This is a genomic window from Franconibacter pulveris (assembly GCF_056780215.1).
The window spans coordinates 220587-235658 of sequence record NZ_CM165555.1 but is presented as its reverse complement, the minus strand read 5'-3'; the positions used below and the strand labels follow the sequence as shown (position 1 = coordinate 235658).

Genomic DNA, 15072 nt, shown 5'->3' with positions numbered 1-15072 from the left:
TAAACTGCGCCCACTTTTCTGCAAAGAGCTTTTCTGATGGATGCTAAACAAACGCGGCAGGGTGTGCTTTTCGCGCTGGCTGCTTATTTTATCTGGGGCATTGCGCCCGCCTATTTCAAGCTTATCTATTACGTTCCTGCGGATGAAATTCTGACTCATCGCGTCATCTGGTCGTTTTTCTTCATGGTGGCGCTGATCTCCTTAAGCCGTCAGTGGAGCAGCGTGAAAAAGCTATTCAGCACGCCGAAAAAAGTGATTGCGCTCGCCCTGAGCGCGGTGCTGGTGGGCGGCAACTGGCTGCTGTTTATCTGGTCGGTGAATAACCACCATCTGCTGGAGGCGAGCCTCGGCTACTTCATCAATCCGCTGGTCAATATTCTGCTGGGCATGGTGTTTCTCGGCGAGCGCTTTCGCCGCATGCAGTGGCTGGCGGTGCTGCTGGCGGCGTGCGGCGTGCTGGTGCAGCTGTGGACTTTCGGCTCGCTGCCCGTCATCGCCCTTGGTCTTGCTTTCAGCTTCGCCTTTTACGGTCTGGTGCGAAAGAAAATCGCGGTGGACGCGCAGACCGGCATGCTGATGGAGACGTTATGGCTACTGCCGGTCGCCGCGATTTATCTTTTCGGTTTTGCCGACAGCGCGACAAGCCATATGGGCAATAACCCCTGGACGCTCAATCTGCTGCTGATGGCGGCGGGCGTGGTAACGACTATCCCTCTGCTCTGCTTTACCGCAGCCGCCACCCGCCTGCGTCTCTCAACGCTCGGCTTTTTCCAGTACATTGGCCCAACGCTGATGTTCTTGCTGGCGGTGCTTTTCTATGGCGAGGTGCCGGGGCCGGATAAGATGGTCACCTTTGGCTTTATCTGGCTGGCGCTGGCCATCTTCGTGATGGACGCGGTCTATACCCAACGCCGTACGCGCAACGCTTAACCTCTTCACCCGGCTTGCGCGCAGGCCGGGTCCGCTATTGCCGCTTTCCTGCAAAGCTAACGCGTTTTAATTGTTTGTTATTTCAGGCGCGCGCTCGCATCTTCCGGGAATACTGCATGATTCCCAGGGACGTTCAGCATGAGCCAGAAATCCGCCGCTTATTTGCATAACCAGCAGCGCGAAGCGATTCGCCAGCTTGCCCGCTCGTGGATCTGGCGCAGCGAGCTGCCGACCTGGCTGCTGATTATCACTATCTACGGCGGCTGGTTCGGCGTGCTGGCCTGCTGGCAAACGCTCGGCCTGTGGCCCGCCACGCTGCTGCTTATTCTTTTCACCGCCTGGTATATGTCGCTGCAGCACGAGCTGATTCATGGTCACCCGACGCGTTACCCATGGCTGAACCAACTCTTCGGCACGCTGCCGCTGGCGGTCTGGTACCCCTATGGGCTTTATCGCGATTCGCACCTGGCCCATCATCGTAACCACCAGCTTACGCTGCCGGATGAAGACCCGGAAACGTACTACTTTTCCGCCGAGCGCTGGCGGCGTTTTCCACGCTGGCAGCGGCGCGTAATTGTGCTGCGCAACACCTTTGCAGGAAGAGTGCTGCTGGCGCCATTGCTCGATATTATCGGCACGCTGGCGACCATGACGCAGGCGTTCCGCAAGCGTGACGGCCGTAACATAGCGATGTGGCTCACCCACGGCGCGCTGCTCGCCCTGCTCTTCGCCTGGCTTCAGGCGTGCGGGTTTTCCATCGTCTGGTTCCTGCTCGCCGTCAGCTATCCGGCATTGGGCATCACGAAAGTGCGTTCGTTTCTGGAGCACCGTGCCGATGACGAGCCGCTGGCCCGCTCGGTCATCAACGAGGCCGCCTGGCCCTGGCGATTGCTGTTCTTAAATCTGAACTATCATTCAGTACATCACGATCTGCCCGGCCTGCCCTGGTATGGGCTGCGTAAAGTTTATGCGCTTTACCGGGAGGAATATCAGCAGCGCAACCGCGGGTTCGTGGTGCAGGGGTACCGTGAATGGCTGCGCCGTTTTCTTTTCGCGGCGGTTGACGTGACGGCGCATCCCACCTCTTTTGCGGCTGACAGAGTATCGAAACACGATGACTAAACGCGTGGCGCTGCCAATGTATGACATTCATCCCCCCACTACCGATGCGCTGTGGGCCGCGCTGCGTCCGCTTTTGATAAACCATGGCGTGACGGCGGAGTGCGTTTTTGTTCGCCCTTCGCCTCTGCCCGAGCACTGGCGTGACGATGATCTGCTGTTAAGCCAGACCTGCGGCTACCCGCTTACCACCCAGTTGCCCGATGTGCAGACCGTTGGCTGCTTTCATTATTCCGCGCCAGGCTGCAAGGGGCCGTTCTACCGCAGCTTTTTAGTCGCGCGGGCTGGCGATAAAGGCAAAACGCTGGCGGATTTCCAGGACAGAGCGGCGGTCTGCAACGCCATTGATTCCCACTCCGGCTATAACGTGCTGCGTAAGATGGTCTCGCAACTGGGTTCGCCGTCGCGCTTTTTCCGCGACGTGACGTTTAGCGGCGGCCACCGGGAGTCGCTGCAGGCGTTACAGCAAAAGCAGGCGGATATTACGGCAATTGATTGCGTGACGTTTGCGCTGCTTCAGCGGTATCAGCCCGCGCTGCTGGCCGGGCTGACGCTGATTGAAGAGACGCCGCTGGCGCCGGGGCTGCCGCTTATCACTTCGCGTGATACCCCAGCCGACACCCTTTCGGCGTTACGCGCCGCGTTACAGCAGCTTGTCAGCGAACCGGCGCTGCATGCAACCTGCGCCGCCGCGCTGATTCAGGGCTTCAGCCCAATCGGGCGCGACGATTACGAGGTGATGCTGCAATGGCAGCGGGAAGCCGCCGTGGCGGGCGTCGACGCGCTGTAAGCCATGATAAAAAAAGGAACCCTGAGGTTCCTTTTTTATTACAGCCAGTTGCGGCGTTTGAAGTAAAGATAGGGCGCCAGGCCTGCGAGGATCATAAAGATAATCGCTGCCGGGTAACCGAAGCTCCATTTCAGCTCCGGCATAAATTCGAAGTTCATGCCGTAACTGGAGGCCACCAGCGTCGGCGGCAGGAAAACCACGGAAACCACCGAGAAGATTTTGATGATGCGGTTCTGCTCGATGTTGATAAAGCCCATCGCCGCCTGCATCAGGAAGTTGACCTTCTGGAACAGCGATTCGTTGTGCGGCAGCAGGGATTCGATATCGCGCAGAATTTCCCGCGCCTGCTCCAGTTGCCCGCCCGGCAGACGCGCCTTGCGCACCAGGAAGTTGAGCGCGCGCTGGGTATCCATCAGGCACAGGCGCACTTTCCAGCCGGTATCTTCTAATTCAGCCAGAGTGGAGAGCGCCTCGTCATATTCGTCGCCCTGCTGCCCTTCCATAATCACACGGCTCAGCTCTTCCAGATCGCTGTAGATGTTCTCAATTTCATCCGCCAGCTGTTCGATTTTGGTTTCGAAGAGATCGAGCAGCAGCTCATAGGCGTTGCCGTCCATCATCGACTGGTTACGAGCGCGCATACGATAGAGACGAAACGCCGGCAGCTCGCGCTCGCGCAGCGTAAAGAGCCGCCCGTTACGGATGGTGAACGCCACGGTGGAGTTGCCGCCATGGTCTTCCGCATCTTCATAGAAGAAAAAGGAGTGAATGTGCAGCCCGTCTTCATCTTCAAAGAAGCGGGCGGAAGCTTCGATATCCTCCAGCTCCGGGCGTGTTGCCAGGCTCTGGCCAAGTTCCGTTTGCACGCGCTGTCGCTCGTTCTCTTCCGGCTCCACCAGATCAACCCAGATGGAATTCGTCAGAGGGGCGGCCTCGTCCACTTCAAGGCGAGACAGGCGGTTATTTTCCAGTTGAAATGCGCTCAGCATGACCGGGACTCCCAATACAAAAAATCTCGGACAGTTCGGTTGGCACACAGAAACAATATGGGTTTCAGACCCTTAAACAGTCTGACTCAGCGCGACGGGGTAAAATGCGGTCGCCGACAACCACTAAGGCCATCAGCGTGAGAGGATAGCCTTAGGAGTTGTGCCTGTTTGACAGGTTTTTGAGCCAGCATCTACTGGGTGTGTCCAAGGCGAATGTCCTCTTAGCGTAATCGTGGGCGCATGTTACGCCAGCGAAAATTAGGCGTCAACACGCGCACTTAAGATAGACCACTTCACTTATTGGCGGTAATAACGACGCAGGCGCTGGCGTCTGACGCTCGCCTCGTCAACTTTCCCGCCGCAGGCCTGTTTTGCCTGCCGCCATACTTTAGTTTTAGCAGCCAGGTACGCGTTTCGCTAAGAAATAATCTCCTTTTTCAAAGAGATAATTCCGAAGCGGGGAGCTCTGCCAGCATTATGGCAATAAGGTGTGACAAAAAAATGGCGTGGGCGCGGCTCTGCGCGCCCGTTAAGCATCGTCAGAAGGGTTAAACCGTCTCAAGCCGGGCGTAAGCGGCCACCAGCCATTTAATCCCCTGGCCATTGAACGCCACCTGCAGGCGGCTGTGTTCGCCGCTGCCTTCCAGATTAACGATAGTGCCTTCGCCGAATTTCGGATGGCGTACGCGCTGACCGAGCTTGTAGCCGGAGTCGTTTTCCGCTATCGGCGCGCCCAGCTGTTTGTGGCTGACCGGACGGCTGATGCTGGCGCGCAGACGCACCTCCTCCACGCAGTTTTCCGGCAGCTCGGCGATGAAGCGCGAAGGACGATGGTAAGCCTCTTTGCCATAGAGGCGGCGCGTTTCGGCATAGGTTAAGGTGAGTTTTTGCATCGCGCGCGTGACGCCCACGTAGGCGAGGCGGCGCTCTTCTTCCAGCCGTCCGCCCTCATCCAGCGCCATCTGGCTTGGGAACATCCCCTCTTCCATGCCGACGATAAAGACCTGCGGAAACTCCAGCCCTTTCGCGGAGTGCAGCGTCATCAGCTGCACCGCATCCTGCCACGCATCCGCCTGCCCCTCGCCCGCTTCCAGCGCGGCGTGAGAGAGAAACGCCTGCAGCGGCATCAAGTCTTCATCTTCATCCTGATAGCTGAACTGGCGCGTCGCCGTTACCAGCTCTTCTAAGTTTTCAATACGCGTCTGGCCCTTCTCGCCTTTTTCCTGCTCGTACATCAACCAAAGGCCGGAATCTTTAATCACCCGGTCGGTCTGTACATGCAGCGGCATGTCGGCGGTTTCATGCGACAGCGCGTCGATAAGCTCAAGGAAACGCTGCAAAGCGCTGGCGGCGCGGCCTGCGAGCGCCCTTTCCTGCAACAGTTCGCGGCAGGCCTGCCAGAGGGTAACCTGACGGTCGCGCGACGCCTGACGCACCACGTCCAGCGTGCGGTCGCCAATGCCGCGGGTCGGCGTATTCACCACGCGCTCAAACGCCGCGTCGTCATTACGGTTCACCATCAAACGCAGATAAGAGAGCGCGTCTTTGATTTCCTGACGCTCGAAGAATCGCATGCCGCCATAGATGCGGTACGGCATGCTGGCCTGCAATAACGCCTCTTCCAGCACGCGCGACTGGGCGTTGCTGCGATAGAGGATGGCGCAATCCTGCAAAGCGCCGCCGTTTTCTTGCCAGACTTTGATGCGGTTAACCACAAACCGCGCTTCGTCGAGCTCGTTAAAGGCGCAGTAGAGGGAGATAGGCTCCCCGTCGCTGCCGTCGGTCCAGAGCTCTTTCCCCAGGCGCCCGGCGTTGTTAGCAATCAGGGCGTTGGCGGCATTCAGAATGTTGTTGGTGGAGCGGTAGTTTTGCTCGAGGCGAATCGTCTCCGCGCCCGGGAAATCGTTCAGGAAGCGCTGGATGTTTTCCACTTGCGCGCCGCGCCAGCCATATATCGACTGGTCGTCATCGCCGACGATCATCACTTTGCCGGTCTCGCCCGCCAGCATGCGGATCCAGGCGTACTGAATGCTGTTGGTATCCTGGAATTCGTCCACCAGAATGTTGGTGAAGCGCTCGCGGTAGTGGTTCAGGATATGCGGCTTGTTGAGCCACAGCTCGTGGGCGCGCAGCAGCAGCTCGGCAAAATCCACCAGGCCCGCGCGGTCGCACGCTTCCTGATAAGCCTGATATATCTTCTGCCAGGTCTGCTCTACCGGGTTGCCGTAACTCTGGATATGGTGCGGGCGCAGGCCGTCGTCTTTTTTGCCGTTGATGTACCACATCGCCTGGCGCGGCGGCCACTGCTTGTCATCCAGATTCATCGCTTTGATGAGGCGCTTGAGCAGGCGCAGCTGATCTTCGCTGTCGAGGATCTGGAAATCCTGCGGCAGACCGGCATCCATATGGTGCGCGCGCAGCAGACGGTGCGCCAGACCGTGGAAGGTGCCGACCCACATGCCCCCCTGGCTGGTGCCCATCAGTTGCCCAATGCGGTGGCGCATTTCCGCCGCCGCTTTGTTGGTGAAGGTCACCGCCATAATGGAGTAAGGCGAACTGTTCTCAACCGTCAGCAGCCAGGCGATGCGGTGCACCAGTACGCGGGTTTTGCCGCTGCCCGCGCCCGCCAGCACCAGCATATTGCTGCGCGGCGCGGCTACGGCTTCGCGCTGTTTATCATTAAGGCTGTCGAGCAGGTAAGAAACGTCCATTGGCACCGCCGGGTAAGGATAAGCAGGGTATGCCCTGAATCTTTGACGCGCTCAGCACAGCGACTGAGGTAAGGATTCAGGGGATACAGACCTGGAATTATATACAGAGTTGTGACGATTATATCAGCGAGGTCAGGGATGCCAACTGCGAAATCTCCAGATGCGGTAGCAAACGGCTGTCTTCTATCTGCATCAGGTCGCCATCCAGCAGGTTTATCCAGCACGCCTGCGCGCCTGAGCGAATCGCCCCGGCGATATCGGTGGTAAGGTCATCCCCCACGTGCAGGATTTCACGCGGCGTAACGCCAAGCTTTTGCGCCGCCAGGTGATACATGTCGCTATAGGGTTTGGAACGACCATGCGGACCTGCGCGCAACACAAATTTGAAATAATCGCCAAGACCAAAGAGATGCGGCTCGGCGTTGCCATTGGTGATAGCCACCAGCGGCCATTTCTGCGCCAGCCTTTTCAAGGCATCGTGCGTTTCCTGCGGCACGTCGATGCGGCTGCGCCAGGCGGCGAAATTGAGCATCGCTTCCCGCGCGCCTTCAGCGGCTTCGTGCGCCGACAGCCCTGCCTCCAGCATCACTTGCTCAACGGCGCGTCGGCGCCACTCGGTCACATCGTGATAAATTTCCGGGTCTTTTTCACGCAAGACGGTGCGCACCCGCTGGAAATCGGCGAGGGTAAAATCGCGCAGGCCGGGGTGATAGCGCTGCATAAACGCCAGCGTTTCCTGTTCAGTGCGCCGGATTACCGGGCGGTTGTCATACAGCGTATCGTCAAGATCGAACGTCAGAGCGGCGATCGGGCCCAGAGGGCGATAAAAATGCATTACGGTTTCCCCCGTTTGGCGCGCGGATGCGCGGCGTCATAGACCGAGGCCAGATGTTGAAAATCAAGATGAGTATAGATTTGCGTGGTGGAAAGGTTCGCGTGGCCAAGCAGCTCCTGCACCGCACGCAAGTCGCCGCTTGATTCAAGCATGTGGGTTGCGAACGAGTGACGCAGCTTATGGGGATGCACATGGCTGTTAAGCCCCTGGCGAATTCCCCACTCGGCGAAGCGTTTCTGAACGTTGCGCGCCGAAATACGCTTGCCGAGTTTTGAGAGAAAAAGCGCGTCGTCATCCGGGCCGAACAGCTCACGCAGGTTAAGCCAGTGCGCCAGCCACTGCACGGCGCTGCGCCCCATCGGCAGGCGACGCTCTTTGCTCCCTTTGCCCGTGACCCACACCTCGCCGCTGTCGAGGTCGAGATGTTTGCAGTCGATATTCACCAGTTCCGACAAACGCAGCCCGGCACCATACATGACCTCGAGCATGGCGCGATCGCGCACCGCCAGCGGGTCGTTGATATCGATATCCAGCAAGCGGTTAACGTCATCAACATCAATATTTTTCGGCAGATGGCGCGGCGCTTTCGGGGTAGAAATGCCTTTCGCCGGGTTAGCGGGCAGCTCGCCCTGGCCGACCAGCCAGTCGAAAAAGCTGCGCAGCGCGGAGAGACGTAAAGCAAGGCTTGACGCTTCCAGCCCGGCGCGGCGGCTGCGCACGGCGAAGGAGCGCACGGCGGCGGCGTCGCACTGCTGCCAGCTCTGCAGCTTCATTTCACCGGCAAGCTGAATAAGCGCGGCAAGCTGGCGGCCATAGTTCAGCAGCGTATGCGGGCTGAGCTGGCGTTCAACCTTGAGATAGCGAAGAAAGCGGTCTGCCGCCTCCTGCAAAGGGGAATCGATCATACGCGTTCAATCCAACGCTCCAGCAAATCGGGCAGCATCAGCGAGAGCTCGTCCAACAGCTGCGTGCCTTGCCCTTCCTGATAATGGTGCGGATCCCGGCTGCTGAAAATCACTACGCCGAGATCGTCTTCGCGTCCCATCAGCGACATCGCTACCGAGCCGACCGCTCGCGCCTGCGGCAACACCACCAACAGCTCCGGGCCATTCAACTGCCCAAGGTAATGATAGTCGCGCCCCAGGCGCTGGATGCGCACCGGCTCAAAAGCCTGGCGGCTCAGGGCGAGATGGGTGAAACCGGAAGGCGCGCCAATGCGCCAGCGGTCCGGAAAGAGCCGCACGCAGGCGTCGGCAAGCCCCATTTCCCGCGCCCACTTGTGCAGGCGCGTCAACATATCCTGGAGGCTGTCGGCCGCGCTCAGTCTGCGTTGCAGCTTCAGCAAGCTGTTGAAAAGATCTTCATTGACGCTCGCCTGTGTCATCAGCTGCGACATATTCTCTTGCAGCATGCTGATATGGTTGCGGGAGCGCGCCATATGCCATTCGACCAGCGAGACAGTGCCACGAACCGGATGCGGCACGCGCATTCGCTCAACCGTGGCGGCGTTGCGGATAAAAAAGTCAGGATTGTTCAGCAGGTAGTCGCATACCGCCTCGTCATCCAGCTCCACGAGGCTTGCCTGCTGTTCCCCGGCATTAGTCATAGATGTATGAACCCGTCATAGACATGAGTTGCAGGCCCGGTCATATAAAGCGGATGACCCGGCCCTTTCCAGGCGATATCCAGGCGACCGCCGGGCAGGTCTACGCGCACCTGCTCGGCCAGCAGCCCCTGCTGGATCCCTACCGCCACCGCACCGCAGGCGCCGCTGCCGCAGGCCTGGGTTTCTCCCGCCCCGCGCTCGAACACGCGAAGCCGGATATGTTCCTGATTCAGTACCTGCATAAAGCCGATGTTGGCGCGCTCCGGAAAGCGCTCGTGGCTCTCCATTACCGGCCCCAGCGTTTCCACCGGCGCGGTAGCCACATCATCAACCTGAATCACGCAGTGTGGATTGCCCATCGACACTACGCCGCACAGTATGGTCTGCTCGGCGGCGCGCATGATATAGGTTTTCTCTGCCTTGTTGGCGCGAAACGGCACTTTCGCCGGATCGAATACCGGCTCGCCCATGTTAACGCGCACCAGGTCGTTTTCATCCACGCTCAATACCATGCGGCCATTGGCGGTGCTGACGCGGATGTCCCGCTTGTTGGTCAGCCCTTTCAGTCGAACAAAGCGGGCAAAACAGCGCGCGCCGTTGCCGCACTGCGAGACTTCGCTGCCGTCGGCATTAAAGATGCGGTAGTGAAAATCGAGATCCGGATCGTAAGGCGGCTCGACGATCAGCAACTGATCGAAACCGACGCCCAGATGCCGGTCCGCCAGACGGCGGATCAGCTCAGGTGAGAAAAAGACGTTTTGGGTCACCGCGTCAACGACCATGAAGTCGTTACCAAGGCCATGCATTTTAGAGAATTGCATTTTTTACTCCGTTTGCGCGGTTACGCGGCGCGGTTTACTAATAAATCACCTGGGTCGGGCCGTCGTTATCGCCACGGTCGTTGCGGTTCGGCGTTACCGTCTGCGTCTGCGGCTGCGCTGGGGTAGCCGGTTTCGCCTGATTGTCCTGCGGCGGGAAGTAAAGCGGGCCTTTAAGGCCGCAGCCTGAGAGGCTAAATAACGTTAACAGCAGCGCCAGCGAACGGAACATCGTCTTCATTTATTGATTGCCTGTGGTTCATTTATTCTGCTTTCTATCATCGCAGGTGAACCCTGAAAAGCAATAGTTTGCACGCCGCCGCGTAATGGAAAACCTTTCTCGGGAAAGAAACGGCCGCGCGGCGCGGTTTCTATTCAAAGTGATAGCTTTTATACTGCCGCCATGACGGACAAAAGGAATAAGAGATGAACGACAGCGAATTCCATCGCCTCGCCGATGGCCTGTGGCAGACCATTGAAGAGCGTATCGACGACTATGACGGCGACACCGATATCGATTGTGAAATCAACGGTGGCGTACTGACTTTGTCATTTGAGAACGGCAGCAAAATTATCATTAACCGCCAGGAGCCGCTGCATCAGGTGTGGCTTGCGACGAAAAAGGGCGGCTACCATTTTGACTATAAAGGGGATGAATGGGTTTGCGACCGCAGCGGCGAAGCGTTCTGGAGCCTGCTGGAAACCGCCTGCAGCCAGCAGGCGGGCGAGCCGGTTAGCTTTCGCTAATCAGGATTGATACTGCTGCATCATCGGCGCGGCGCCATCGTCCTGATTGGCGGGAAGCGCGGCGCTGATGGCCTGGTTGCGGAACGGGATCACCTGCTGGCGGCCATCCACTTTCACAATCTGATAGAACTGCGGCAGGTTGAAGTTGATAAAGCTTGAGCCATAGGTGAAGCGGTCGTGCGATGACGAGTAGAAACGGCTAACGTCTCGCACCAACTCCTCTTTGCTCCCTTCGCAGTGGTGATAAACCTCTGCCCGGTTGCTCTCATCCAGAATGTAGATGTTAAAGCCGCGCTCGTCGTTGGTCTCTTCAAAGAAGAACTGAATAATCCCTTCGCTGGCAAAGCCATCCACCACCGGCGGCAGCTGTACATGGTTGGTTTCCACCTGAACGGAAAGGCCGTGCAGCTTGTTGTGCGAAATCGCGCCATAAAACTCAATGGCGTTTTCCAGCTTCTGCACCGAGACGTTAAGGCGTTCGAAGAACAGGCCCCACGTCTGTCCGGCTACGCGCAGCGCTTTGAAACGCCCCGGCTCAAGACGGGTGCTGGAGAGGCGAAACTCAATGCACTCGGAAACCAGCTGCTGCACGCGGGTGCGAATCAGACCGCGCAGATGCTGGCTATAACAGAACACTTCCACGCTATCGGGCGGCGCGGCATCCTGGTGCATTTTGCCAAGGATGGTTTTCAGCGCTTCGATCATCGCCTGTTCGCCGTTGAAATGCAGCGTGCGCACTTCGTTCCACGAGTTGCGATAAAGCAGATCGACACTGCCTACCAGGCACTGCTGCTGTTCGCCGAAGCTGAAAACATCCAGCTTGCGGAAGTCGAAATGCACCACCTGGTTGCGGAACGCCGCCGTCGGGTCATACTCCAGGTTGACGATAATCGCCAGATGACGAATTTCGCACGGGCTGTAGAGCGCTTTCGGTGTCGGCGCTGGCAAGCGCAACGGAAAGTGGTGCGAGACATCCGCCACCATCTCCTGCAGCTTCGGCAAATCGCAAATACCGTTGCCTTTAATAAACAGGCGCGTGCGGGAAGTCAGCAGGCCGTTGAAATAGGCCCAGGCCACCAGCTTATTCAGATAGCGGTTATATTCCAGCGGCTGATGGCTGATGATGGTGTCCATGTGCGGCGCGCGGTTATAGAGATACCAGCCGGAGCGGTTGGCGCGGCCGGGCGGCACGTGGATAAAGGTTAAATTCGGTTCGCTGAGGTCTGGCGAAATCTGCGGGTTTACCAGCGTCACTTTGCCTGGCAGCGCTTCAAATGCCGCGTAGAGCTTACGCGTCAGCACGCCGATATCCTGCGGGCTTGCCGAGACGCTCAGGTTGTTGCGGCGGGCGAAGCGAATCAGGTTACGGTAGCTCTGCATCATCGCATCGAGCAGTTCATTATGCGCCTCGCGCACCTGATCGATTTTCCAGTTAGCGCGGTTATCCAGCATCGCAAGGCGGTCATCTTCCCAGCCCCACTCTTTCACCAGTTGGCTTAGCACTTCACGACGCCAGCCGACGCAGGCGCGCTCGCGGCTCAGCTTTTCACACACTTTGAGATAAAAACAACGGCGCACCAGATCCAGACGCGCCGTATCTTCGATTTGCGTCAGGTAATGGGTTACGCGCTCCAGCATCATGCAGTAAGAATCGAGCCCGAAAGAGACGATTTCGCCATCGTGCAGACGCTGTTTGATGTCTTTCGCCAGCAGGCGAGTATGCGGGTATTCCCAGGAATAAGCTTCCAGCAGCAGGGTTTTCAGCACTGCTTTATAGGGGGAATCGATACTTTTGTAGAGCTGCCAGAGGCTGGCGCCGAAATACTCTTCCGCCGACAGCGAGCTCAGGCCGCCGAGATCCAGCCATTCGTTGGGCGTCAGCACCCCTTGCGCGTACAGACGCATGACGTAATCGTCGTAATGCTCTTCTTCGTCGCCAGGCACCATGTTCCACAGAATGCGCTTGCCGGCGAGGCGTACGGCGGTGCGATAAAACTCATCCAGCAGCAGGATATGCTGCGTGGAGCCGCAATCTTCGCCGCCGAGGCTGCCGCTTTCGTTATGGCGAAAGCGATTCTCATCAATAAGGAAAAAGCTCACCTCAACGCCCAGCGACGCCGCCCAGCTCTCAAGCAGGCTGCATTTGCGCTGCAACAGCTGGCGCTCTTCGTTATCCAGCCAGGCCTGATGGCACACCCAGATATCCAGATCCGATGAACAGCTCTGGCCAACCGAGGAGGTGCTGCCCATCGTATAGACGCCGGTAATGGGAAGCTCGCCCTTGGCCGTCTCCTGCGGCGGCATGCCGTGGCGCAGTTCAAGCTCGTCTAAATAGTGGCGTTGGGTTTCATCAGGCGTGAAGAAGCAGATGCCATGGGGAACGTTACCGTCAAGGTAACCCGGCATCAGCGGATGGTGGTAATGCAATAATGTAGGCAGCAGACTGTAGACCTGTTGGAACGCAGGCCCCATGGCAGCAAGTGCGCGATCCACACGCAGTTGATTGATGGCATCCAGTCTCTGTTTCAGAGTCTCAATATAGAGGTACAAGACGTATCGCCTGATGGTTTCAGTATTTCGAAAAAAACACCGCTACCGCTGTCGCCCTTGTGATTATGATGATGCGGACTGACAATCGGTTCAAAACGTGATCAATCTAACACCTTGCAGATTGACCGTAAAGAAAGATGCGCTACTTAACAATTGTAGCACCGATCTCCCGCTTGCTGTTCCATAATACGAGTCACTTCCCGCCTGCGGCGCCGACCCGTTATGACTGACAGCCTTCTGTTAAGAGTGTTAGGATGCTCAGCGGACGATATTTACGGTAACAAGCATGGTAGACAAAGTATTAAGAATTGCCACTCGTCAGAGTCCGCTTGCGCTCTGGCAGGCACAGTACGTGAAACAGCGCCTTGAGGCGTGCCACCCCGGCCTTGAAGTGGAGCTGGTGCCGATGGTGACGCGCGGCGACGTTATCCTCGACACGCCGCTGGCTAAGGTGGGCGGCAAAGGGCTGTTCGTTAAAGAACTTGAAATGGCGCTGCTGGAAAAACGCGCCGATATCGCCGTTCACTCGATGAAAGATGTGCCGGTCGAATTTCCTGAGGGGCTGGGCCTCACCACCATTTGCGAGCGCGAAGATCCGCGCGACGCGTTTGTTTCCAACCGCTATAAAAGTCTGGATGAGATGCCTGCGGGCAGCGTGGTGGGCACCTCCAGCCTGCGCCGCCAGTGTCAGATTGCCGAGCGCCGCCCGGACCTGGTCATCCGCTCCCTTCGCGGCAACGTCGGCACGCGGTTAAGCAAATTAGATAACGGCGATTATGACGCGATTATTCTGGCCGTCGCGGGGCTTAAACGTCTTCAGCTTGACGAGCGCATCACCAGCTCGCTGCCGCCGGAAATTTCGCTGCCGGCCGTCGGCCAGGGCGCCGTCGGTATTGAATGCCGCCTGGACGACACCCGCACCCGCGAACTGCTCGCCCCGCTCAATCATGACGAAACGGCCATTCGCGTTCGCGCGGAACGCGCCATGAATACCCGACTGGAAGGCGGCTGTCAGGTGCCTATCGGCAGCTATGCGGAACTGGTGAATGGCGAACTGTGGTTACGGGCGCTGGTTGGCGCGCCGGACGGCTCGCAGATGGTCCGCGGCGAACGGCGCGGCAAGCCGGAAGAGGCGGCGGATTTAGGCGTATCGCTGGCTGAAGAGCTGCTGAATAACGGCGCGAGGGCCATTCTTGCCGAGGTGTATAAAGGAGAAGGGCCGGCATGAAGATTCTGGTCACCCGCCCGTCCCCTGCCGGGGAAGCATTAGTGAGCCGCCTGCGCGCGCTCGGGCGAGAGGCCTGGAGTTTCCCGCTGATTGAATTTACCCCGGGGCGCGAGCTTGCTCGCCTCCCGGCTCTACTCGACGCTCTCACCCCTGACGACCTGCTCTTTGCTGTTTCGCAGCATGCGGCTCATTACGCTGGCGCGGAACTGAGGCGCATCGGCAAAGCCTGGCCGCAGACCCTCAACGCTTTCGCCATCGGCAGAACCACGGCATTAGCGCTGCATCAAACCAGCGGCTTGCACGTAAGCTATCCGCACGATCGGGAAGTCAGTGAAGTCTTGCTACAATTACCTGAATTACAAAACGTTGCTGGCAAGCAGGCGTTGATCCTGCGCGGCAATGGCGGGCGCGAGCTGCTGGCCGAAACGCTAACAGCCCGGGGCGCGAACGTCACGTTTTGTGAATGCTATCAACGTTGTATGAAAATCTATGACGGGACAGAGGAAGCCTGGCGCTGGCAATCGCGTGGTATAGACACCCTGGTGGTGACCAGCGGCGACATGCTCGATCAGCTCTATGCTCTTATCCCGGAATGGTATCGCACGAACTGGTTGCTGCGCTGTCGACTTCTCGTCGTCAGCGAGCGTCTGGCGACCCTCGCCCGGGAACATGGCTGGCAGGATATTCTGGTCGCCGACAATGCCGACAACGATGCGCTGCTGCGCATGTTGCAATAACTCTCATAACGG

15 protein-coding genes are annotated in these 15072 nt (G+C 58.3%); 6 read left to right on the top strand and 9 right to left on the bottom strand.

The window, feature by feature from the left end:
- Positions 1–36 precede the first annotated feature (36 nt).
- The 3 genes from rarD to ACU4F7_RS01190 all read left to right on the top strand — a co-directional run bounded on the left by rarD (position 37) and on the right by ACU4F7_RS01190 (position 2839).
- Entirely contained in the window at positions 37–930 is an 894-nt protein-coding gene (rarD, locus tag ACU4F7_RS01200; protein ID WP_029590750.1) for an EamA family transporter RarD, read from the top strand.
- A 138-nt stretch (positions 931–1068) separates the two neighbouring features.
- Positions 1069–2052 (top strand): fatty acid desaturase, encoded by a 984-nt coding sequence (locus tag ACU4F7_RS01195; RefSeq protein ID WP_481637877.1) that lies wholly within the window; start codon positions 1069–1071, stop codon positions 2050–2052.
- Positions 2045–2839 (top strand): phosphate/phosphite/phosphonate ABC transporter substrate-binding protein, encoded by a 795-nt coding sequence (locus ACU4F7_RS01190; RefSeq protein WP_481637876.1) that lies wholly within the window; start codon positions 2045–2047, stop codon positions 2837–2839. The genes ACU4F7_RS01195 and ACU4F7_RS01190 overlap by 8 nt, the downstream gene beginning before the upstream one ends.
- 38 nt (positions 2840–2877) lie before the next feature.
- Here ACU4F7_RS01190 and corA read toward each other — a convergent pair whose 3' ends face one another.
- The 8 genes from corA to lptM form a co-directional block, all read right to left on the bottom strand.
- Positions 2878–3828, bottom strand: coding sequence for a magnesium/cobalt transporter CorA (gene corA / locus ACU4F7_RS01185; protein ID WP_029590753.1), 951 nt, complete (start codon positions 3826–3828; stop codon positions 2878–2880).
- 151 nt (positions 3829–3979) lie between these two features.
- Positions 3980–4036 carry a YsgD/CorL family protein gene (gene ysgD, locus ACU4F7_RS01180; protein ID WP_349951758.1) on the bottom strand — a complete coding sequence of 19 codons (57 nt, stop codon included), beginning with the start codon at positions 4034–4036 and terminating at the stop codon, positions 3980–3982.
- 340 nt (positions 4037–4376) lie between these two features.
- Positions 4377–6539 carry a DNA helicase II gene (uvrD, locus tag ACU4F7_RS01175; RefSeq protein ID WP_481637875.1) on the bottom strand — a complete coding sequence of 721 codons (2163 nt, stop codon included), beginning with the start codon at positions 6537–6539 and terminating at the stop codon, positions 4377–4379.
- 118 nt (positions 6540–6657) lie between these two features.
- Entirely contained in the window at positions 6658–7374 is a 717-nt protein-coding gene (yigB, locus tag ACU4F7_RS01170; protein ID WP_029590757.1) for a 5-amino-6-(5-phospho-D-ribitylamino)uracil phosphatase YigB, read from the bottom strand.
- Positions 7374–8279 (bottom strand): tyrosine recombinase XerC, encoded by a 906-nt coding sequence (gene xerC / locus ACU4F7_RS01165; RefSeq protein WP_029590759.1) that lies wholly within the window; start codon positions 8277–8279, stop codon positions 7374–7376. Before xerC ends, yigB begins: the two co-directional genes overlap by 1 nt.
- Positions 8276–8980 carry a DUF484 domain-containing protein gene (locus tag ACU4F7_RS01160; protein ID WP_024559836.1) on the bottom strand — a complete coding sequence of 235 codons (705 nt, stop codon included), beginning with the start codon at positions 8978–8980 and terminating at the stop codon, positions 8276–8278. The genes xerC and ACU4F7_RS01160 overlap by 4 nt, the downstream gene beginning before the upstream one ends.
- On the bottom strand, positions 8977–9801 hold the full coding sequence (gene dapF, locus ACU4F7_RS01155; protein ID WP_029590764.1) for a diaminopimelate epimerase: 825 nt from the start codon (positions 9799–9801) through the stop codon (positions 8977–8979). The genes ACU4F7_RS01160 and dapF overlap by 4 nt, the downstream gene beginning before the upstream one ends.
- Positions 9802–9838: 37 nt before the next feature.
- Positions 9839–10039 carry an LPS translocon maturation chaperone LptM gene (gene lptM, locus ACU4F7_RS01150; RefSeq protein WP_024558957.1) on the bottom strand — a complete coding sequence of 67 codons (201 nt, stop codon included), beginning with the start codon at positions 10037–10039 and terminating at the stop codon, positions 9839–9841.
- 185 nt (positions 10040–10224) lie between these two features.
- Here lptM and cyaY point away from each other — a divergent pair, with 185 nt between their 5' ends.
- A complete protein-coding gene (gene cyaY / locus ACU4F7_RS01145; RefSeq protein ID WP_481637874.1) occupies positions 10225–10545 on the top strand; it encodes an iron donor protein CyaY in 321 nt (106 codons plus the stop codon).
- On the opposite strand, the gene cyaA is transcribed toward cyaY, so the two are convergent.
- A complete protein-coding gene (gene cyaA, locus ACU4F7_RS01140; RefSeq protein WP_029590766.1) occupies positions 10546–13095 on the bottom strand; it encodes a class I adenylate cyclase in 2550 nt (849 codons plus the stop codon).
- A gap of 286 nt (positions 13096–13381) precedes the next feature.
- On the opposite strand from cyaA, the gene hemC reads away from it, so the two are divergent.
- The gene (gene hemC / locus ACU4F7_RS01135) at positions 13382–14323 is read left to right on the top strand and encodes a hydroxymethylbilane synthase (protein WP_024559840.1); all 942 of its coding nucleotides are present in this window, start codon (positions 13382–13384) and stop codon (positions 14321–14323) included.
- Positions 14320–15060, top strand: coding sequence for a uroporphyrinogen-III synthase (hemD, locus tag ACU4F7_RS01130; RefSeq protein ID WP_029590767.1), 741 nt, complete (start codon positions 14320–14322; stop codon positions 15058–15060). Before hemC ends, hemD begins: the two co-directional genes overlap by 4 nt.
- The last annotated feature ends 12 nt before the right edge of the window (positions 15061–15072 follow it).